Source organism: Vibrio porteresiae DSM 19223, assembly GCF_024347055.1.
Classification (GTDB): Bacteria; Pseudomonadota; Gammaproteobacteria; order Enterobacterales; family Vibrionaceae; genus Vibrio; species Vibrio porteresiae.
In genome coordinates this window covers 2,685,126-2,704,940 of the sequence record NZ_AP024895.1, presented here as the reverse complement: position 1 = coordinate 2,704,940, position 19,815 = coordinate 2,685,126, and the positions used below count along the sequence as shown (strand labels likewise).

Below are 19,815 nucleotides of genomic sequence, written 5' to 3'. Positions count from 1 at the left end.
ATGGCCAACCTTTTGTTTTTATTCTTTAATAAGAATGAATTACCAACCTTTAACGATACCGCCAAACGCTTTTTGCGCTGCTTGGTAAACTTCGTCAGTTTGGTAAGCTTTCACGAAGTTTTTCACGTTTTCGTTGTTTACGTTGTCTTGACGAGCAACGATTAGGTTCACGTATGGTGAATCTTTATCTTCAACGAAAATACCATCTTTGTTTGGTGTTAGGTTGATAGAGCTTGCGAAAGTGTTGTTGATGATCGCAACGGTTACGTCGTCTAGAGAACGAGGTAGTTGAGATGCGTCTAGTTCAACGATTTCTAGGTTTTTAGGGTTCTCTACGATGTCACGAGTTGTCGCGTTTAGAGATACGCCGTCACGTAGTTTAATCAAACCTTGTTTTTCAAGCAGCATGAGTGAACGACCTAGGTTAGTTGGGTCGTTTGGTACTGCGATACGGTCACCGTCTTTGATTTCAGCAACAGTTTTGATTTTGTTTGAGTAACCGGCGATTGGGTAAACAAAGGTGTTACCAGCAATAGCAAGTTTGTAACCACGGCTTTCCATTTGTTGGTCTAGGTATGGTTTGTGTTGGAACGCGTTCACGTCAACTGAACCGTCCGCTAGTGCAGCGTTTGGTGTTACGTAGTCAGTGAAAGTCACTAGCTCAACGTCTAGGTTGTATTTTTCTTTTGCTACTTTTTTAGCAACTTCGGCTACTTGTGCTTCTGCACCAGCGATTACGCCAACTTTGATTTTGCTTTGATCTGCAGTTTTGTCACCACAGCCAGCAAGAATCAGTGTAGATGCTGCCGCTGCAACGGTGAATAGAGCTTTTACGCTGAATTTCATTCCTAACTCCTGTTAAATTTTTTATGTCTTATAGTGTTTAATGTTGCTTATCTGTGGTCTACACGGCGAACCAGTGCATCACCAACTGATTGAATTATTTGTACTAAGATGATGAGCAATACTACGGTTACTGCCATGATAACGATATCGTAGCGGTAGAAGCCGTAACGGATTGCTACGTCACCTAGACCACCACCACCAACAGTACCTGCCATGGCTGAGTAACTTACTAAGGTCACTAAGGTGACAGTCACCGTATTGACAATAGTCGGTAACGCTTCTGGAATCAGCACCTTGCTAATGATCTGCAAAGGTGTTGCGCCCATCGATTGTGCAGCTTCAATTAGACCGGAAGGAACTTCCATCATGGCGCCTTCAATCAGACGTGCCACGAAAGGAATTGCGCCAATAGTCAAAGGTACAATCGCTGCGGTTGTACCGATAAAAGTACCCACCAGTAGTTTTGTCACTGGAATGATTGCTACCATCAGCACCAAAAATGGCACAGAACGGCCGATGTTAACGATAGCGCCTAGTACTCGGTTTAGTGCTGGGTTTTCAAGTAGTCCATCTTTCTTAGTGGTGTGAAGTACCACGCCAAGAGGAATACCAATCGCAAAACCCACGATACCTGCAACGGCTACCATGTAGATGGTTTGCCAAGTTGCTTTTAAAATTAGATCACTGTTGAGTGATACCCACGCCATTAAATCATGCATTGACATAACCAAGTACCTCAACTTTTACCTTGTTATCACGAATAAACTGAATTGCTGCTTCTGTATTTTCTTTGTCACCAAGAATCTCTGCGACCATCATGCCGAACTTAACACCGCCAGCGTAATCGAGATCAGAATTCAGAATACTTACGTCGATATTGAACTTACGTGATACTTGAGAAACCAATGGAATATCAACACTGGCACCAGTGAATTCCAAACGAACCAGAGGATGCGTGCCCGCGACATGCTCAGCAAGAAGACGGTCAGCGAAGTCATCTGGAATAGAAAGATTGAGTGTTGAGCGAATAAATTGATGCGCCAACTCTGTTTTTGGATAAGCAAAGATATCGCCGACAGTGCCTTTCTCAACCAACTCACCACCACCGATGATCGCCACTTCATGACAGATGCTTTTTACTACATCCATTTCATGGGTAATCAGCAACATAGTGATGTTTAAACGGCGGTTAATCTCTTTAAGTAGCTCGAGAATCGATTGCGTTGTTGCTGGGTCAAGCGCGCTGGTTGCTTCATCACATAGCAATACTTTTGGATCGCTAGCTAATGCACGAGCTATTGCCACACGCTGTTTCTGACCACCACTTAAATTGGATGGATAGCTCTCTTTTTTATCCGCTAGGCCAACCAGTTCAAGTAGCTCGTTCACTTTACTGGCGATGACTTTCTCATCTTTGCCTGCAAGCTCAAGTGGTAGTGCTACGTTATCGAATACCGTACGTGATGAAAGTAAGTTAAAGTGCTGAAAAATCATGCCGATGTTACGACGTGCAGCAGAAAGTTCTGCCGAACTCAGCTGAGTCAGATCAACGCCGTCGACGACGACAGAACCTGAGGTTGGGCGCTCTAACATATTCACACAACGGATCAGCGTACTTTTCCCTGCACCTGATGAGCCGATAACACCAAAAATGGTGCCTTGTGGAATTGTGAGATTGATGTTTTTCAGCGCGTGAATTTCCTTTTCGCCCTGTAAAAACACCTTGTTAACATTACTTATTTCAATCATTCGAAAACCTGTGCAGGGAACGGTTTGCTAGCAAACCCATTCTGAAAGCGTTGTGCCACAGAATATTGTCTTGTAAACCTTAAAACTTGGATGATGATGCTATGGTTTCTCGCCATTCAAGTCAATAGATATTTTGACGTCTAGACGTCTAAAACCTTAATTTGGCTATAACAGAAAGCAATTTGATAGTGATGAAAGAAATAAGCTATGCAATAATTCCTCTATATTCACTCAATAGCGAGAGTAGTTTTGGCTAAACCAGCGGTGTTTTTGGACCGTGATGGCGTAATTAACGTCGATCATGGTTATGTGCATGACGAGCACGACTTCGAATTTATCGAAGGGGTATTTGAGGCAACGAAGAAATTGCAGCAAATGGGGTATCTGCTTGTATTGGTAACTAACCAAGCGGGTATTGCGCGTGGGATTTATAGTGAAGATCGTTTTTTATCTCTAACGCAATGGATGGACTGGAACTTTGAAGACAATGGTGTGGAGTTTGACGGTATTTACTACTGCCCACATCATCCAGAACATGGCATTGGCGAATATAAGCAAGATTGTGATTGTCGTAAGCCAAAGCCAGGCATGTTTATCTCTGCTCGTGACTACCTAAAAATTGATATGGCAAAGTCCGTTATGGTAGGCGATAAAGCAGAAGACTTGATGGCGGCTGAAGCAGCCGGCGTTGGTACTAAAATTCTGGTACGTACGGGCAAGCCTGTGACTGAGCAAGGTGAAGCACTTGCAACGGCAGTATTGAACAGCATTGCTGATGTTCCTGCGTATTTGCAGAAGTAACAGAATCTGCTTCAGAGAGAGGTCACCTAAGGTGGCCTTTTTTATTGATTGGACTCAGAATCAATGACTAAGCTGCACATCTTGTATGTGAATGGATTCGATGAATTAAATCGCGATACTAGAAAGCAAAAAAGCCAACTCGATGAGCTGGCTTTTGCAATATGGTGGAGGGGGACGGATTCGAACCATCGAAGGCGGAGCCGGCAGATTTACAGTCTGCTCCCTTTGGCCACTCGGGAACCCCTCCAGGGGTTTTCCTATTCTTTTACAGAATAAGCTTGATTGAGGTTTTCCCAACACGTTCAATCAAGTTTTTCTCACGAAGAGAAGAATATGGTGGAGGGGGACGGATTCGAACCATCGAAGGCGGAGCCGGCAGATTTACAGTCTGCTCCCTTTGGCCACTCGGGAACCCCTCCAGGGGTTTTCCTATTCTTTTACAGAATAAGCTTGATTGAGGTTTTCCCAACACGTTCAATCAAGTTTTTCTCACGAGGAGAAGAATATGGTGGAGGGGGACGGATTCGAACCATCGAAGGCGGAGCCGGCAGATTTACAGTCTGCTCCCTTTGGCCACTCGGGAACCCCTCCAGGGGTTTTCCTATTCTTTAACAGAATAAGCTTGACTGAGGTTTTCCCAACACGTTCAATCAAGTTTTTCTCACGAAGAGAAGAATATGGTGGAGGGGGACGGATTCGAACCATCGAAGGCGGAGCCGGCAGATTTACAGTCTGCTCCCTTTGGCCACTCGGGAACCCCTCCAGGGTATTTTTATACTTAAGTGATGTTTTCCCAACTCATCCCTCAAGTGCGGAGCGCATCATAGCAAACTGTTTGGAGCTGTAAACCCTTTTTTTATCATTTTGAATTGAATGCTGGCTTTTTGGGCAAAGAAGGGAGTAATTAACCATTTTGTGGCGTTTCCTTGTGCCAACGAATTGTTTTCTTTCAGTGATTTGTGATTGGCATGATCTGAAGTGGTGCCAGTAAATACTTTAACAATATTAAAAAGCGAAGTGCTTTGGTCACACTTCGCTCTGATTGGTGAAATAGAGAGATGGATAGGATGCTTAACTGTAACGAACGGTATAGCGAGTGGGCTTGTGATTCATACCCAACACCATATTGACTAAGATCGCGCCAGCGACGGATAGCATTAGTAGCCATGGGCTAACATAGAAGAACGAAACGATAAGAATAGAACAGTCGATCACGACTTGGGTTTTTCCAACCGATATTCCCCATTTGTCTTGAATGGCAAGACACATCACGTTAAAGCCACCCAAACTGGAGCGATGCCGGAATAAAATGAGCATCCCTAGCCCCATAAATAGCCCGCCAGCGAGAGCGCAATAGAATTCATTGACCACATCCAAATGAATTAAATGGCGCAACTGATCGGTAAATACAGCAACTAAAGCTCCCGCGATAACGCTGTTGAGAGCAAACGCACCACCAAAACGACGCCAAGCAAGGACATAGAAGGGTAGATTGGTCACAAAATAGAGTGTCCCAAAGCTCCAAGGCAGTAGTTGAGCCAGTAGAAGAGATAAACCTGCTGTGCCACCCGTGAGCAGGTGAGCCGATTGTAAGAAAAATACGCCTTGAGCGGTAATGATTGAACCTGTCAAAATCGCAATCGCGTCTTCTTTGAGTGAGTGTTTTTCCATTAACATTGTGAATAATTGACCAGAATGGACGGATAGTAATAAAAACACGATTTTTTCGGTAGATAGAGAAGGGAAATTAGGGTAAACCTATGTAACGAGCGTTTTACAGGGTGTAAAGCGAAATAATTGACACTTCAGGCCCTATCTGCCGATTCATAAAGGGTTATGAAACTGTTCATCCATCAATATGAAAAAACTGCATAATAAATTCGTAAAAATGTTCTTTATGATACAGATCAAATTATGTAGAATGCGCGCCATTGCGGTGACGAAAACGTTTGCGTTTAGTCATTGTGCGGTTTTTTCCCCATACTTTCAGTTAGTCTGAGTCAGGAGATACAGATGCTTAAGCGTGATATGAACATCGCTGATTACGATCCGGAGCTATACGCTGCCATCCAGGAAGAAACTCTTCGTCAGGAAGAGCACATTGAACTTATCGCTTCTGAAAACTACACCAGTCCGCGTGTAATGGAAGCTCAAGGTTCTCAGCTTACCAACAAATACGCAGAAGGTTATCCTGGTAAACGTTACTACGGCGGCTGTGAGTATGTTGATAAAGCAGAAGCGCTAGCTATTGACCGTGCTTGCCAACTGTTCGGTTGTGAATACGCGAACGTTCAACCACACTCTGGTTCACAAGCAAACAGCGCTGTTTACATGGCTTTGTTGAACCCAGGCGATACCGTTCTAGGTATGAGCCTTGCACACGGCGGTCACTTGACTCACGGTTCACCAGTTAACTTCTCTGGTAAACACTACAATGTGATTCCTTACGGCATCGATGAAGATGGTCAAATCAACTACGATGAAATGGAAGCGTTGGCAGTAAAACATCAGCCAAAAATGATCATCGGTGGTTTCTCTGCATACTCACAAATCGTTGATTGGAAACGCATGCGTGAAATCGCGGACAAAGTAGGTGCTTACCTATTCGTTGATATGGCTCACGTAGCAGGTCTTGTTGCTGCTGGTGTATACCCAAGCCCAATCCCATTTGCTGACGTTGTTACAACTACAACTCACAAAACATTAGCAGGCCCACGTGGTGGTTTGATCCTGTCTAATGCTGGCGAAGAGATGTACAAAAAACTGAATTCTGCAGTGTTCCCTGGCGGCCAAGGTGGTCCTTTGATGCACGTTATCGCAGCAAAAGCGGTAGCATTCAAAGAAGCAATGGAACCAGAATTCAAAGCTTACCAAGAACGTGTTGTTGCAAACGCAAAAGCGATGGTTGCTCAATTCCAAGAACGTGGTTACAAAATTGTGTCTAACAGCACTGAAAACCACCTATTCCTTGTTGACCTGATCGACAAAAACATCACTGGTAAAGAAGCAGATGCAGCACTAGGTGCAGCAAACATCACTGTGAACAAAAACTCAGTACCAAACGATCCTCGTAGCCCATTCGTGACTTCAGGTATCCGTGTTGGTACACCATCAATCACTCGTCGTGGTTTCGATATCCAAGATGCTAAAGATCTAGCAAACTGGATGTGTGATGTTCTAGATAACATCAACGACCAATCAGTGATCGATGCAACTAAACAGAAAGTATTGGATATCTGTAAACGTCTACCTGTTTACGCTTAATTGCCAACACTTAGCTGATAATGAAAAGGCCCGCATATTATGCGGGCCTTTTACGTATTTGGAATTTGTTGTTTGACCAGTACCTACTAGATTACTTAGCTACGCTAAGCAGTGCTCCCGATTTACATTGGAACATGTAGTAGTTGCTGCTTTCAGAGAATTTACCCAAACCTTCACCAGAGCAGTAATCTGCGTTAATGTCACGCATCGTCTCTAAGGTTTGTTCGCTCTGGAGTGAGAATTTAGATCCATCTTCACAAACGATGCGAACACGTCCGTCGTCACTGACTGAGTACACTTTGACGCTGGTGTTACACAGTTCAAATGAAGCTTCTTGATAATTGTCTCTCTGCTCGTTAGATGCGCATCCAGCTAAACCGCCGGCTACCAAGATCGCCACGAGTCCCATTTTGTTCATAATGGATTCCTTTACGTTGTCTGTTCTCTTTATTTTAGTCAAAGCCACGAACAGCGTATAAAACTTACAAAGAAGCTGCAACTATAGCGTGTCTCGAAAATAAAAAAGCCGATATGGATTCCATATCGGCTTTTGTGCATCGTTAGATGTATCGACTATTTTACTTCCATGCCTTGAGCTTGTAGATCTGCATGGTAAGAAGAACGAACAAATGGGCCACAAGCGGCATGAGTAAAGCCTAGGTCAAGGGCAATCTCTTTCAGTTCATCAAACTCAGCGGGTGGCACGTAGCGAGCCACAGGTAAGTGGTGACGACTTGGCGCGAGATATTGGCCTAGAGTCAGCATGGTTACGCCGTGTGAACGAAGATCTTTAAGGACTTCAATGATCTCTTCTTTGGTTTCTCCAAGACCCATCATGATCCCTGATTTAGTTGGAATATCTGGGTGTTGTTCTTTGAATTTTTGTAGTAATTCAAGTGACCATTTGTAGTTCGCGCCTGGGCGAGCTTTACGATACAAGCGTGGTGCGGTTTCCAAGTTGTGGTTAAACACATCTGGTGGGTTGTCTTTCAGCAGTTCTAATGCTGTATCCATGCGACCACGGAAGTCTGGAACCAGTGTTTCGATACGGATGGTTGGATTCAATGCACGAATTTCACGGTTACAATCAGCAAAGTGCTGTGCGCCACCATCACGTAGGTCATCACGGTCTACCGACGTGATAACAACGTATTTAAGGTTCATGTCTTTGATGGTTTGAGCCAATTTTTTCGGTTCTTGAGCATCAGGCGTCAGTGGGCGGCCATGAGCAACGTCACAGAAAGGACAACGACGAGTACAAATCGCACCTAGAATCATGAACGTAGCTGTACCGTGGTTAAAACACTCAGCTAGGTTAGGGCAAGAGGCTTCTTCACATACAGAGTGAAGGTTATTCTTGCGCATTGCGGACTTGATGTCCTTGATTCGTTGGCTATCGGATGGCAGTTTGATTTTCATCCACTCAGGTTTACGTAAAACCTCAGTTTGTTCAGTTGGCATGTTTTTAACTGGAATCAGTGCCATCTTCTCAGCGTCGCGGTATTTGACGCCTCGTTCCATCTGAATTGGTTTACTCATGATTATAGGCTTCTGTGCTGAATTCAACTTTCTCGTAGCCCAAAAGGTTTACGAGCTCTTTTACTAATAGTGTTTCAACGTCTGCTACTGTCGTTGGTCCGTTAAGGTCACTCACTTGCACCATTTCAAGCCCTGCATAACCACATGGGTTGATACGCAAGAAAGGAGATAGGTCCATACTGACATTGAGTGCCAATCCGTGGAAGGAACAACCTCTACGAATGCGCAGACCAAGTGAGCAGATTTTACGTCCGTCCACATAGACACCAGGGGCATCCGGTTTAGCAGCAGATTCTATGTCGTAATGTTTTAGGGTATTGATAACCAATGTTTCAATGTCGGTTACCAGCTCACGTACCCCAAGTTTCTTACGACGTAGGTTAATTAAAAAATAAGCAACGATTTGACCTGGACCATGATAGGTGACTTGACCGCCACGGTCACTTTGAATAACAGGAATGTCACCAGTATTGAGAAGGTGCTCAGCTTTGCCAGCTTGCCCTTGTGTAAACACTGGGTTGTGCTCGACTAGCCAGATTTCATCACGAGTATTGTCATCTCGTTGGTCGGTGAAATCATGCATGTCTTGCCAAATAGGTAGGTAGTCCTGACGACCTAAATGTCTGACGACCAGCTCACTATCCATTCTATTGTCCATCGCTCTTATATAAAGTTTTTGGATTATAAACTGGATAGACGATTTGAACTACTTTTTATGTCGCTTTTTTTTAACACTTGTGAAACGTAATTTAATTAACCAACTGAATTATATAGAAAAAGCAGCGAAAGCTGCTTTAAAATAAAGTTGAGTTTTATCAAATATAATTGAAGAAACTACAGAACTAAACGTACGATCTCAATGTCACCAAGTTCTTTATAAAGGATTTCAACTTGCTCAATAGAGGTGGCTGTGATGGTCACTGATACTGAGTGATAGTTGCCTTTACCACTTGGTTTTACACGTGGGTTGTAGTCGCCTGGAGCATGACGTTGAATCACTTCTAAAACGAGCTCTGGCAATTCAGGTTTTGCATGTCCCATTACTTTGTAAGTAAAAGAACAAGGGAACTCGAGAAGATCTTTTAGTTTTGCGTCAGAGTTGATAGTCAACATAGGAAACTCCAAGGTTTGCCAGTAAATAACGGTGCAGAATAGTACAGCCATTCTGCATGGATCTCAAGGGTACAAAAAAGGCCGCTAAGAGCGGCCTTTTTCATTTAATCTAAGCGATTAGAATAAGCCTTTGAACAACAATACAATGTAGTCCCATAGACGGCTGAACATGCTACCTTCATTCACATCTTCAAGTGCCATTAGTGGGTACTGAGCAACGTCTTTACCATCAACTTGGTAGAAAAGTTTGCCAACTACATCGCCTTTCTTAATTGGGGCTTTAAGTTCTTTTTCAAGTACAAAGTTAGCAGTTAGGTCTTTTGCTTGACCACGAGGCAAGGTTACATAAGTATCTTCGTTTACGCCAAGTGCAACAGTATCTTTGTCGCCCATCCAAATGCGTTCGTTGATAAAGGTTTCACCTTTTTTGTGTGGCTCAACCGTTTCGAAGAAACGGAAGCCATAACCTAACAGTTTTTTGCTCTCTGCTTTACGTGCATTTGAGCTCTTAGTACCCATCACAACCGCGATAAGACGCATTTGGCCTTCGGTTGCTGAAGAAACAAGGTTGTAACCTGCATGACTTGTATGGCCTGTTTTCATGCCATCCACGTTCATGCTTTTATCCCACAATAAGCCGTTACGGTTGTATTGAGTAATGCCGTTGTAGGTGAATTTTTTCTCAGAGTAGATTTTGTATTCGTTTGGTACATCACGAATAATGGCTTGTGCCAATACGGCCAAATCATGTGGAGTGGTATAAAGATTTGGATCATCCAGACCATGCACGTTGGTGTAGTGTGTGTCTTTCATGTTGAGGGTGTTCGCCCAAGCATTCATCAGATCCACAAAAGCATCCGTTGAGCCAGCGATGTGCTCTGCCATGGCGACACACGCATCGTTACCTGATTGAATGATGATACCTTTGTTTAGGTCACTAACTTTGACTGTTGTGCCTACTTCAATGAACATTTTTGAAGAATCAGGGAAGTTTTTTGCCCAAGCATTTTGGCTAATAACAACGTCATCATCGTTGCTGATGTTACCGCGTTTCAATTCTTGACCGATAACATAACTGGTCATCATTTTTGTCAAACTGGCTGGCGGAAGTTTCTCGTCCATATTTTTTTGCGCGAGAATTTTACCAGAATGGAAATCCATCAACACATAGCCGTTAGCGGCGATTTGTGGAGCATCTGGTACAACAACTGGTGAAGCAGCAGCGGAACCTGAGAAACTTGCTGATAGCGCAATAGAAGACGCCAAAACAGAATGTAAGATCGTTTTTTTCATGGTGAGTTTGACTTTTTTACTTAATTGTCCGTTATCTTATCAGAAATGATACGGCAGAACAGTGCCTACCTAGGTATGGCGTTCCTTGCGTATCATCGCGAATGGATGAGCTTTTTCACAAATGCAGTTTGGTAGCCGAGAGATTTTACTCGCTCTAAACTTTCTTGAGTCAGAGAATAGTCAACAAACGGGCCTAAAAACACCCTATGACTGCCATCAACCGTATCAACAAAACTGCGCACTGATAACGTTTGACTCAAATTTTTCGCTAAAGTTCGGGCATTATTTTCATTTTGTGAAGATGAAACCTGAATATAGTATTGCTGTTGGGCTGCTTTATCATCCGAAGTGATGTTTTTGTCAGCAGAAATCACAGCAATTTCTACATTCGCGGTTCCAGTTTGCAGCACTCCTAATTTATATGCTGCCGCGTAACTTAAATCAATGATGCGACCAGTATGAAATGGACCTCGGTCATTGACGCGAACAATAGCAGTCTTGCCGTTGTCCACATTGGTCACTTTGACATAGCTTGGTAAAGGCAGTGTTTTATGTGCGGCTGTCATGGAGTACATATCGTAAACTTCTCCATTTGACGTTAAATGCCCATGAAACTTAGTCCCATACCACGAAGCTTTGCCCTTTTCGGTATAACCTTCAGTGTTTTTAATGATGTGATAAGTCACACCGCCCAACGTATAGTCTTTATTGCCGCCAAGGCTATACGGTTCATTTTGTGGATGCGCATCTTCAATATGATCAACCGAAATCGGCGCATTAGGCGCAATATCGTTATCAATCGAGTAGCGTCCAGACGAGCTACAACCAGCCAAAAAAAGCGCGATGGCTGCTGCGTATGGCAAAGCAATTTTTGTCATTCAGTTCGCCTTAGAGAATGCTTTTCTGTGAGTGTGAATTGACATTAAAATCCCAAATCCCGCTAATAGTGTCACCATGGAGGTGCCACCATAGCTGATCAATGGCAGAGGAACGCCAACAACAGGTAAAATTCCACTCACCATGCCGATATTCACGAACACATACACAAAAAAGCTTAATACGATACTCCCCGCCATCATGCGTCCAAATGCGGTTTGCGAGTTAGTCGCAAGGTAGAGACCGCGGGCTATCACAAACAGATACACTGAGAGTAGTACCAAGACGCCAATAAGTCCCCACTCTTCAGCGATAACTGCAAAGATAAAATCGGTGTGACGTTCTGGCAAAAATTCTAACTGTGACTGAGTTCCATGCAGCCAACCTTTGCCCATCAAACCACCAGAGCCGATCGCAATCTTACTTTGGATGATGTGATAGCCAGCACCAAGAGGGTCGGACTCTGGATTAAATAGGGTGCGCACACGGGTTTTTTGATAGTCATGCATTAGGAAAAACCATAGCACAGGGATAAATGCCCCGACGGCAGCCCCTGCTGCTACGATGTATTTCCAGCTAATACCAGCCAAGAAAATAACAAACACCCCTGATGCAGCGATCAAAATCGAGGTGCCAAGGTCTGGCTGCTTAGCGATCAATATGGTAGGAACAAATACCATGGCAAGTGACAGTAATAAGGTGCGAAAATCCGGTGGCAGTGGGCGATTACCGATAAAGCTGGCGACCATTAACGGCACGGCCAATTTCAATAATTCAGACGGTTGAAAACGAACAAAACCTAAATTCAACCAACGCTGAGCACCTTTAGAAATTTCACCAAACAGCAATACGCCAATGAGCATGAGTACACCAGCAAAAAACAGCATAGGTGCAAGACGTTCAAAGGTCCTTGGTGGCACTTGAGCAATGCCAATCATCACTGCTAACGCCAATAACATACGCATGCCTTGACGTTCCATCATTGCCATATTCTGTCCACTTGCGCTGTACATAATAATCAAACTGAAGAACATCAGCAGTATGACGGCCAGAACAAGTGGCAAATCGATGTGTATCTTTTGAAAAAAAGAACGATTTTCTGAGGATGGATCTAAATTCATTTCTTATCGTCCTTATTCACGCCTGTACCTAAAATCAGGCGGTCATAAACTTTACGCGCGATTGGCGCACCTTGACTCGAACCACCACCGGCGTTTTCTAGTACGATGGTGACAATCGCCTTAGGATTCTCCACCGGCGCAAATGAGGTGTATAACGCATGGTCACGTAAGTGCTCAGCAAGCTCACTCGCGTTGTAGGACTGACCTTCTGCCAAGCCAAATACCTGCGCTGTACCTGATTTACCCGCACTGGTATAGGGCGCTCCGTGAAAGGCATGGCGAGCCGTACCTTTCGGACCGTTGTTCACCAAATACATACCATTGATAGCGATGTTCCAATATTTGTCTGGCACCCCGGTAATCGGTGGGTAAGTGACAATTTCAGCGTCTTTTTGCGTAGAGAACGCCTCACCATTGTTAATGGTTGAACGCAGCAAGTGCGGTGCAATCACTTTACCATGATGAATCAAAACCGACGTTGCTTTAGCTATTTGTAGCGGCGTAGCCGTCCAATAACCTTGTCCGATACCAACAGGAATCGTATCCCCTTGATACCAAGGTTTATGAAAACGTGCCATTTTCCATTCTCGGGTCGGCATGTTGGCTTTACTCTCTTCGTAGATATCGATCCCGGTATAGTCACCAAAGCCAAACATCTGCATCCAACGCGATAGGTTATCGATCCCCATATCAAAAGCAACTTGATAGAAGAACGTATCGACAGACTCTTCCAAGGCTTTAGTGACGTTGACGGTGCCGTGTCCCCAACGTGCCCAGTCTCGGAACGGACGAGTGTTGGAGTTCGGAATACGCCAATAGCCAGGGTCGTTACGTGTCGTATTAGGTGTTATTACTCCTTGCTCTAATGCAGACACCGCAATAAAGGGTTTTACCGTAGACCCAGGAGGATAGATACCTAGGGTGGTGCGGTTAACCAATGGACGATCGGTATCTTTGAGTAAGTGGTCATACTCTGCGCCAGAAATCCCATGGACAAATGCATTCGGGTCGTAACTAGGACTCGATACCATGGCTAACACGCCATTATCTTTACCATCGAGAACAATGGCTGCACCACGACGGCCATCGAGCAATTGGGTGACATACACTTGCAGGTCGATATCGATGTTTAAAACGATGTCTTTACCAGGGGTAGGTGGCACGTATTTGAGCGTACGGATAATACGACCACGGCTGTTCACTTCGACTTCCTGATAACCAGCTGTGCCGTGTAAGACATCTTCATAATATTTTTCGACGCCCAATTTACCGATATCACGCGTCGCTTGATAGTTCGCCGATTTACCTTCTCGGTCTAACCGAGCTAAATCCTTGTCATTGATTCGAGATACATAGCCAAGTACGTGTGTCAGCATATCGCCATAAGGGTAATAACGCTTCAGTGCTGCGGTAATTTGTACGCCGGGGAATTTATACTGATTAACTGAAAATTTGGCCACTTGATCTTCAGTTAACTGCGTCAAAATAGGAATGGAATCAAAACGGCGGTTACGACGGCGCTCTTTTTGAAACTCGTCGATATCATCTTGGGAGATAGGAACAATTTTTTGTAGACGCTGGATGAGATCATCCATGTCTTTTACTTTTTCAGGGGTGATCTCCAAGCTAAAAACTGGGCGGTTTTCAGCAAGCAATTTCCCGTTTCGATCGTAGATAAGTCCGCGGTTCGGTGAAATTGGGACCACTTTAATGCGGTTGTCATTTGAGCGAGTTTTGTAGTCCTGATATTGGTTAACTTGTATGTTGTACAAGTTTGCGATCAGCACGCCCACTAACATGATAATTCCGACAAAAGACACCACAGCACGGTTGCGGAACAACCGTGCTTCAATTTGGTAGTCTCGGATTGGGCTACGCTTACGTAACATCTCTACCTATTCTCGATGATATGGGTGATTTGTCGTAATACTCCAAGCTCGATATAAGCTTTCAGCCATCACCACACGAACTAACGGGTGAGGTAGGGTGAGAGGAGATAACGACCAGCTCTGTTCAGCCGCCTGCTTACAAGCAGGCGCTAAGCCTTCTGGGCCACCGATCAATATTGAAACATCGCGCGCATCGAGTTTCCATGCTTCAAGCTGCTGCGCAAGTTGCTCGGTGTCCCATCGTTTTCCCGGAATATCAAGAGTGACAATACGGTTGCCCTTTGGTACAGCAGCCAACATTGCTTCGCCTTCTTTTTGTAGAATTCGAGCGATATCAGCATTTTTGCCCCGCTTGCCGGCGGTGATCTCTACCAATTCTAAGGGCATGTCATGAGGAAATCGGCGGCGATATTCCTCAAAACCTTCTTCGACCCATTTAGGCATTTTGGTGCCTACTGCAATTAATTGAATTTTCAACGGTTAGCCCCAGAGTTTTTCTAGCTGGTACAGTTCGCGTTGTTCTTCTTGCATCACATGCAGAATGGATGAGCCCATATCGAGTACTACCCATTCACCTTCATTTTCGCCGTCTAAACCAAGCGGAGGTAGCCCAACTTTACGTGCTTCGCTCGCGACATGGTCTGCGATAGAGGAAACGTGGCGCTTCGAGGTGCCTGTACAAATAATCATAAAGTCGGTGATGCTTGATTTGCCTTGTACATCGAGAGTCACAATATCGACTGCTTTCATGTCGTCGGCTTTGTCTGCCAAAAATGCGGTAAGTTCTTCGCGTTGCAAGTAAATATCCTCAAATACAAATAGGAATTAAATGAATTAACAGCGTTGCAGTATACCACGCCTTAGTAAGGCAGAGGTATGTTCGCTTCTGTATGACAACACTCGAGGCTGAGTTGTTGCAAAAGTGGCCATATGGGTTGCTCATATTGAGTCTTTGTCAATATTTCGCATTGAGCAAGTAATTGCACCAAATGACGTAATTTTTGTGGAGTTAAGCGTTGCAGAGCGGCTGCGTAAATCGCTCTTTTATTTTGCCAAATACGAAACTTTTCCATCACACCTGAAAGGGGTGTAGTGGTCATCATCTGTTGCATCTGCAGTAACTGGAACAGCTCTTTCTGTACCGTACGTATCAAAATAATCGGTTCAAACTCTTCTGCCTGCAGCTGACGCAGAATACGCTGTGCTCGGTTACCTTTGCCTTCGAGTAAGGCATCTGTCCAGTGAAAAGCCGTGTAGTGATTATTACGACTTAGTGCCTCTTCGAGGCGAATTAAGGTTAATTGACCATCGGGATAAATTAGACGGAGCTTTTCTAAGCTTTGCATCAGAGCAAATAGGTTACCCTCATGCCATTGGGCTAGCATTTGCACTGCTTCTTTATCTGGGGTTAAACCTAATTGGCGGCAGCGGCTCATAACAAACTGTGGCAGACGAGATAGATCCGGGGTAAGGCAGTTCACTAAGCATCCCAATGTGTTGATGCTCTTGCACCACGCTGCATTTTCTTGCGCTTTCGTTAGCTTGTTACCCAGTATCAGCAACAGAACATCTGGATTGAGTTGCTCAACGAGCGCTGCGAGCTCTTTACCTACTGCAGCGGTGATTCCGGATTCTGGAATGTCAATTTCAATCAGTTGCCGTGACGAGAATAAGCTCATGGATTGGCAGCAATCATACACTTCATGCCAATCTAAGCTCGCATCTGCGTTAAAGCGATGCTTCTCTTCAAAACCTTGGGCAAACGCTGCGCGCTCGATTAACGTTTTCGATTCGTCGAGCAGCAACGGTTCATTACCATACAGGAAATAGCATGGCATGATTGACTTGTTGAGTGACTCGTTGAGCTTATCAGCAAAAATTCTCATGTAATAATGATCTCAAATTCAATCAGTTGACTGAGTCTGAATTGGATAAATCACTACCTACTTTTTCCTGCGCTTTACGATCGGCTTCTTGCTGAGCCATCTCTTTGGTTGAGATCTTCGCTCCATCTTTATCTAGGTTCATCGTGCCAGCTTCAATGTTGGCTTTCAGACGAGCCATTTGGCGAATGATTTGACTCGCTGCCAATTTGCGCATCTCATCTTCCAACATATCGCGCTCTACTGATTTTGCTAGAGCACTTAGTGGGTTATCCAAATAACTACGTGTAACGCTGGTAGTAAAGGTTTTATCGCCGATCTCTGGGATAGTGACGCGATAAACTGCATGGAAGGTTAATTCTTTTTCAGCTGCGCGAGTGTTTTGATACAGCGATAAGGTACGCTCACTAATGCTTTCCGAAACGAGTGTTAGGTTAGGAACGTTCTCTGCCGGCGTCACCAAGTTGATTTCGTTCATGCGCAATTGACGTTTTACCACACGCGTAAAGGTGCTGTATTCGTCATAGCTGGTGAATGACATCGTGTCTAGTGCATCAGGAATATCGTAGTCGCCACGGAGGTGGAAACCACAGGCACTCAAAAGAGAAACAAGGAGGATAACCAACGAAAATTGAAATGGAGAAGACTGTGTTAAGCGCATTAGTATTGTGTTCTCTGTTATCGAAAGACTTAGCTTAATCTGCAGCTGCCGTAGATTAAGCTAAGTTCTTCGCAGTATTTGATATTGATGAAAGAAGTTGCCCCGAAAGGCAACTTCTTCGACATACTTAGGACAAGTAGATTATCCCAATTATTTAACTCTTAGTTAGCAACAATGTTCAAAAGTTTCCCAGCAACGTAGATTACTTTACGGATGGTTTTACCTTCAGTAAATTTCATTACGTTCTCGTCACTTAGACCTTGCTCTTCAACATGCTCTTTTGAAGCGTCTGCTGCAACGGTAATTTTACCGCGAACTTTGCCGTTTACTTGAAGCACGATCAGTTTTTCGTCTTCAACTAGTGCAGCTTCATCATAAGTTGGCCATGTTGCATGATCGATATCTGATTCACCCAGAGCTTCCCACATTTCGAAACAGATGTGTGGAGTGATTGGGTACAGCATACGTACGATCGATTTCAGTGCTTCGTCCATAATGGCACGATCTTGACCTTCAGCAAGTGAAGCTTTAGTCAACTTGTTCATCAGTTCCATAATGGCAGCGATTGCAGTATTGAAAGTCTGACGACGTTCAATATCATCGCTCACTTTCGCGATAGTTTTGTGTACGTCACGACGTAGCGCTTTTTGATCAGCATTCATCGCATTAACATCGATAGCAGGAGCCGCACCGTGAACGATATGTTCATTGACCAGTTTCCATACGCGACGTAGGAAGCGGTTTGCACCTTCAACGCCTGATTCTTGCCATTCCAGTGTCATTTCAGCTGGAGAAGCAAACATCATAAATAGGCGAACTGTATCTGCACCGTATTTGTCGACCATCTCTTGTGGGTCGATACCGTTGTTTTTCGACTTAGACATTTTGATCATGCCTGAGTGCTCAACTTCGCGACCTTGGTTGTCAATCGCTTTAGTAATGCGACCTTTACCGTCACGCTCTACATCAACTTTAGTTGGTGAAACCCACTCTTTGGTGCCTTTTTCGTTGGTTAGGTAGAAAGCGTCTGCTAGTACCATACCTTGACAAAGCAGTTTTTCGAATGGTTCATCAGAAGTCACGTAGCCGGCGTCACGTAGCAACTTATGGAAGAAACGTGAGTACAGTAGGTGCATACATGCGTGTTCAATACCACCCACGTATTGGTTTACTGGTAGCCAGTAGTTTGCTTTTTCTGGATCTAGAATATCGTCTGCTTGTGGTGAACAGTAACGTGCGTAGTACCAAGATGATTCCATAAAGGTATCAAAGGTATCGGTTTCGCGTAGTGCTGGTTCGCCATTGAATGTAGTTTTCGCCCACTCTTTATCTGCTTTGATTGGGCTAGTCACGCCATCCATTACCACATCTTCAGGAAGAATCACTGGTAGTTGATCAGCAGGTACTGGATGAACTTGACCGTCTTCAGTGGTTACCATTGGGATTGGTGCACCCCAGTAACGTTGACGAGAAACACCCCAGTCACGTAGACGGAAGTTTACGGTTTTCTTACCTTTACCTTCTGCTTCTAGTTTTGCAGAGATAGCGTCGAATGCCGCTTGGAATTCAAGACCATCAAACTCACCAGAGTTAAATAGACGACCTTTTTCAGTGTATGCAGCTTCAGAAATATCAGCGTCACTGCCATCCAATGGTTGGATAACCGGCATGATGTCTAGGCCGTATTTAGTCGCAAATTCGTAGTCACGTTGGTCGTGAGCTGGAACTGCCATTACCGCACCTGTGCCGTAATCCATCAGTACAAAGTTTGCTACATAGATTGGCACTTCGCGACCGTTCAATGGATGAATAGCAGTCAGGCCAGTCGCCATCCCTTTTTTCTCCATTGTAGCCAGTTCAGCTTCAGCTACTTTGGTGTTTTTACATTCGTTGATGAATGCGGCAAGCGCTGGATTGTTTTCTGCTGCTTTAATCGCTAGAGGGTGACCAGCTGCAATACCCACGTAAGTCACGCCCATAAGCGTGTCAGGACGTGTGGTGTACACTTCTAGGTCTTGGTCGTGATCTTTCACTTGGAAAGAAAGCTCAACACCTTCAGAACGACCGATCCAGTTGCGCTGCATGGTTTTCACCATTTCAGGCCAACCTTCTAGGTTGTCTAGATCATCAATCAGCTCTTGGGCATAAGCAGTAATTTTGATAAACCATTGTGGAATCTCTTTTTGTTCCACAGGTGTATCACAACGCCAGCAACAACCGTTTTCTACTTGCTCGTTAGCAAGTACGGTTTGGTCATTAGGACACCAGTTGACGGAAGAGGTTTTTTTGTAAACCAGACCTTTTTCGTACAGTTTAGTGAAGAATTCCTGTTCCCAGCGGTAGTATTCAGGGCGACAAGTGGCGAATTCGCGGTTCCAGTCATAACCAAAGCCTAAAAGTTTAAGCTGGTTTTTCATGTATTCGATGTTTTCGTATGTCCAAGGTGCAGGTGCAGTATTGTTTTTCACTGCTGCGTTTTCTGCAGGTAGACCGAAAGCGTCCCAACCAATAGGCTGCATGACGTTTTTGCCTTGTAGGCGCTGGAAGCGAGAGATTACGTCACCGATGGTGTAGTTACGCACGTGACCCATGTGGAGTCGACCACTTGGGTATGGGAACATTGAGAGACAGTAGAATTTTTCTTTGTTCGGGTCTTCAGTGACAACAAATGTCTTGTTGTTATCCCAGTGCTGTTGAACTTTCTGTTCAATATCTTGCGGGTTATATTGATCTTGCATCGATGATATCCGGTTATCTTGGAATTTGTGAGTTCAATTAGA

At 44.4% G+C, this 19,815-nt stretch carries 19 protein-coding genes and 4 tRNA genes; 2 read left to right on the top strand and 21 right to left on the bottom strand.

Annotation, left to right across the window (positions count from 1 at the left end):
- Positions 1-39: 39 nt before the first annotated feature.
- From OCV11_RS12360 to metN, 3 genes are read right to left on the bottom strand one after another with little or no spacing between them, the layout of a single operon-like run.
- Positions 40-846, bottom strand: a complete 807-nt coding sequence (locus OCV11_RS12360; RefSeq protein WP_261893178.1) for a MetQ/NlpA family lipoprotein — start codon at positions 844-846, stop codon at positions 40-42.
- Between the two features lie 47 nt (positions 847-893).
- The gene (locus tag OCV11_RS12355; protein WP_261893177.1) at positions 894-1,571 is read right to left on the bottom strand and encodes a methionine ABC transporter permease; all 678 of its coding nucleotides are present in this window, start codon (positions 1,569-1,571) and stop codon (positions 894-896) included.
- Positions 1,558-2,595: a methionine ABC transporter ATP-binding protein MetN gene (gene metN / locus OCV11_RS12350; RefSeq protein WP_261893175.1), complete on the bottom strand. Its 1,038-nt coding sequence runs from the start codon at positions 2,593-2,595 to the stop codon at positions 1,558-1,560. The genes OCV11_RS12355 and metN overlap by 14 nt, the downstream gene beginning before the upstream one ends.
- A 249-nt stretch (positions 2,596-2,844) precedes the next feature.
- Between metN and gmhB the strand changes: the two genes are divergently transcribed.
- Complete coding sequence (gmhB, locus tag OCV11_RS12345) at positions 2,845-3,396, top strand: D-glycero-beta-D-manno-heptose 1,7-bisphosphate 7-phosphatase (RefSeq protein WP_261893174.1); 552 nt, start codon at positions 2,845-2,847, stop codon at positions 3,394-3,396.
- A gap of 162 nt (positions 3,397-3,558) precedes the next feature.
- Here the strand turns inward: gmhB and OCV11_RS12340 are convergent.
- The 5 genes from OCV11_RS12340 to OCV11_RS12320 form a co-directional block, all read right to left on the bottom strand.
- Positions 3,559-3,643 (bottom strand) — tRNA-Tyr (locus tag OCV11_RS12340).
- Positions 3,644-3,730: 87 nt separating this feature from the next.
- Positions 3,731-3,815 (bottom strand) — tRNA-Tyr (locus OCV11_RS12335).
- An 87-nt stretch (positions 3,816-3,902) separates the two neighbouring features.
- Positions 3,903-3,987 (bottom strand) — tRNA-Tyr (locus OCV11_RS12330).
- An 87-nt stretch (positions 3,988-4,074) separates the two neighbouring features.
- A tRNA-Tyr gene (locus OCV11_RS12325) sits at positions 4,075-4,159 on the bottom strand.
- A 308-nt stretch (positions 4,160-4,467) separates the two neighbouring features.
- Positions 4,468-5,067, bottom strand: a complete 600-nt coding sequence (locus OCV11_RS12320; protein ID WP_261896295.1) for a YitT family protein — start codon at positions 5,065-5,067, stop codon at positions 4,468-4,470.
- Between the two features lie 342 nt (positions 5,068-5,409).
- On the opposite strand from OCV11_RS12320, the gene glyA reads away from it, so the two are divergent.
- The gene (glyA, locus tag OCV11_RS12315; protein WP_261893173.1) at positions 5,410-6,660 is read left to right on the top strand and encodes a serine hydroxymethyltransferase; all 1,251 of its coding nucleotides are present in this window, start codon (positions 5,410-5,412) and stop codon (positions 6,658-6,660) included.
- A gap of 91 nt (positions 6,661-6,751) precedes the next feature.
- Here glyA and OCV11_RS12310 read toward each other — a convergent pair whose 3' ends face one another.
- The 13 genes from OCV11_RS12310 to leuS all read right to left on the bottom strand — a co-directional run bounded on the left by OCV11_RS12310 (position 6,752) and on the right by leuS (position 19,773).
- Complete coding sequence (locus OCV11_RS12310) at positions 6,752-7,078, bottom strand: hypothetical protein (protein ID WP_261893172.1); 327 nt, start codon at positions 7,076-7,078, stop codon at positions 6,752-6,754.
- Between the two features lie 155 nt (positions 7,079-7,233).
- Positions 7,234-8,199 carry a lipoyl synthase gene (gene lipA, locus OCV11_RS12305; protein ID WP_261893170.1) on the bottom strand — a complete coding sequence of 322 codons (966 nt, stop codon included), beginning with the start codon at positions 8,197-8,199 and terminating at the stop codon, positions 7,234-7,236.
- A complete protein-coding gene (gene lipB / locus OCV11_RS12300) occupies positions 8,192-8,845 on the bottom strand; it encodes a lipoyl(octanoyl) transferase LipB (RefSeq protein ID WP_261893168.1) in 654 nt (217 codons plus the stop codon). Before lipB ends, lipA begins: the two co-directional genes overlap by 8 nt.
- A gap of 188 nt (positions 8,846-9,033) precedes the next feature.
- Positions 9,034-9,312: a DUF493 family protein YbeD gene (gene ybeD / locus OCV11_RS12295; protein WP_261893167.1), complete on the bottom strand. Its 279-nt coding sequence runs from the start codon at positions 9,310-9,312 to the stop codon at positions 9,034-9,036.
- Positions 9,313-9,429: 117 nt separating this feature from the next.
- Positions 9,430-10,605 carry a serine hydrolase gene (locus OCV11_RS12290; RefSeq protein ID WP_261893165.1) on the bottom strand — a complete coding sequence of 392 codons (1,176 nt, stop codon included), beginning with the start codon at positions 10,603-10,605 and terminating at the stop codon, positions 9,430-9,432.
- A gap of 92 nt (positions 10,606-10,697) precedes the next feature.
- On the bottom strand, positions 10,698-11,483 hold the full coding sequence (locus OCV11_RS12285) for a septal ring lytic transglycosylase RlpA family protein (RefSeq protein ID WP_261893163.1): 786 nt from the start codon (positions 11,481-11,483) through the stop codon (positions 10,698-10,700).
- Entirely contained in the window at positions 11,484-12,602 is a 1,119-nt protein-coding gene (gene rodA, locus OCV11_RS12280; RefSeq protein WP_261893161.1) for a rod shape-determining protein RodA, read from the bottom strand.
- Complete coding sequence (gene mrdA, locus OCV11_RS12275) at positions 12,599-14,491, bottom strand: penicillin-binding protein 2 (protein ID WP_261893159.1); 1,893 nt, start codon at positions 14,489-14,491, stop codon at positions 12,599-12,601. The genes rodA and mrdA overlap by 4 nt, the downstream gene beginning before the upstream one ends.
- Before the next feature lie 6 nt (positions 14,492-14,497).
- Positions 14,498-14,968, bottom strand: a complete 471-nt coding sequence (gene rlmH, locus OCV11_RS12270) for a 23S rRNA (pseudouridine(1915)-N(3))-methyltransferase RlmH (protein WP_068714329.1) — start codon at positions 14,966-14,968, stop codon at positions 14,498-14,500.
- Positions 14,969-14,971: 3 nt separating this feature from the next.
- The gene (rsfS, locus tag OCV11_RS12265) at positions 14,972-15,289 is read right to left on the bottom strand and encodes a ribosome silencing factor (RefSeq protein WP_261893156.1); all 318 of its coding nucleotides are present in this window, start codon (positions 15,287-15,289) and stop codon (positions 14,972-14,974) included.
- Positions 15,290-15,351: 62 nt separating this feature from the next.
- On the bottom strand, positions 15,352-16,377 hold the full coding sequence (holA, locus tag OCV11_RS12260) for a DNA polymerase III subunit delta (RefSeq protein ID WP_261893155.1): 1,026 nt from the start codon (positions 16,375-16,377) through the stop codon (positions 15,352-15,354).
- 22 nt (positions 16,378-16,399) lie between these two features.
- A complete protein-coding gene (locus tag OCV11_RS12255) occupies positions 16,400-17,035 on the bottom strand; it encodes an LPS-assembly lipoprotein LptE (protein WP_261893154.1) in 636 nt (211 codons plus the stop codon).
- 161 nt (positions 17,036-17,196) lie between these two features.
- A complete protein-coding gene (leuS, locus tag OCV11_RS12250) occupies positions 17,197-19,773 on the bottom strand; it encodes a leucine--tRNA ligase (RefSeq protein ID WP_261893153.1) in 2,577 nt (858 codons plus the stop codon).
- Between the last annotated feature and the right edge of the window lie 42 nt (positions 19,774-19,815).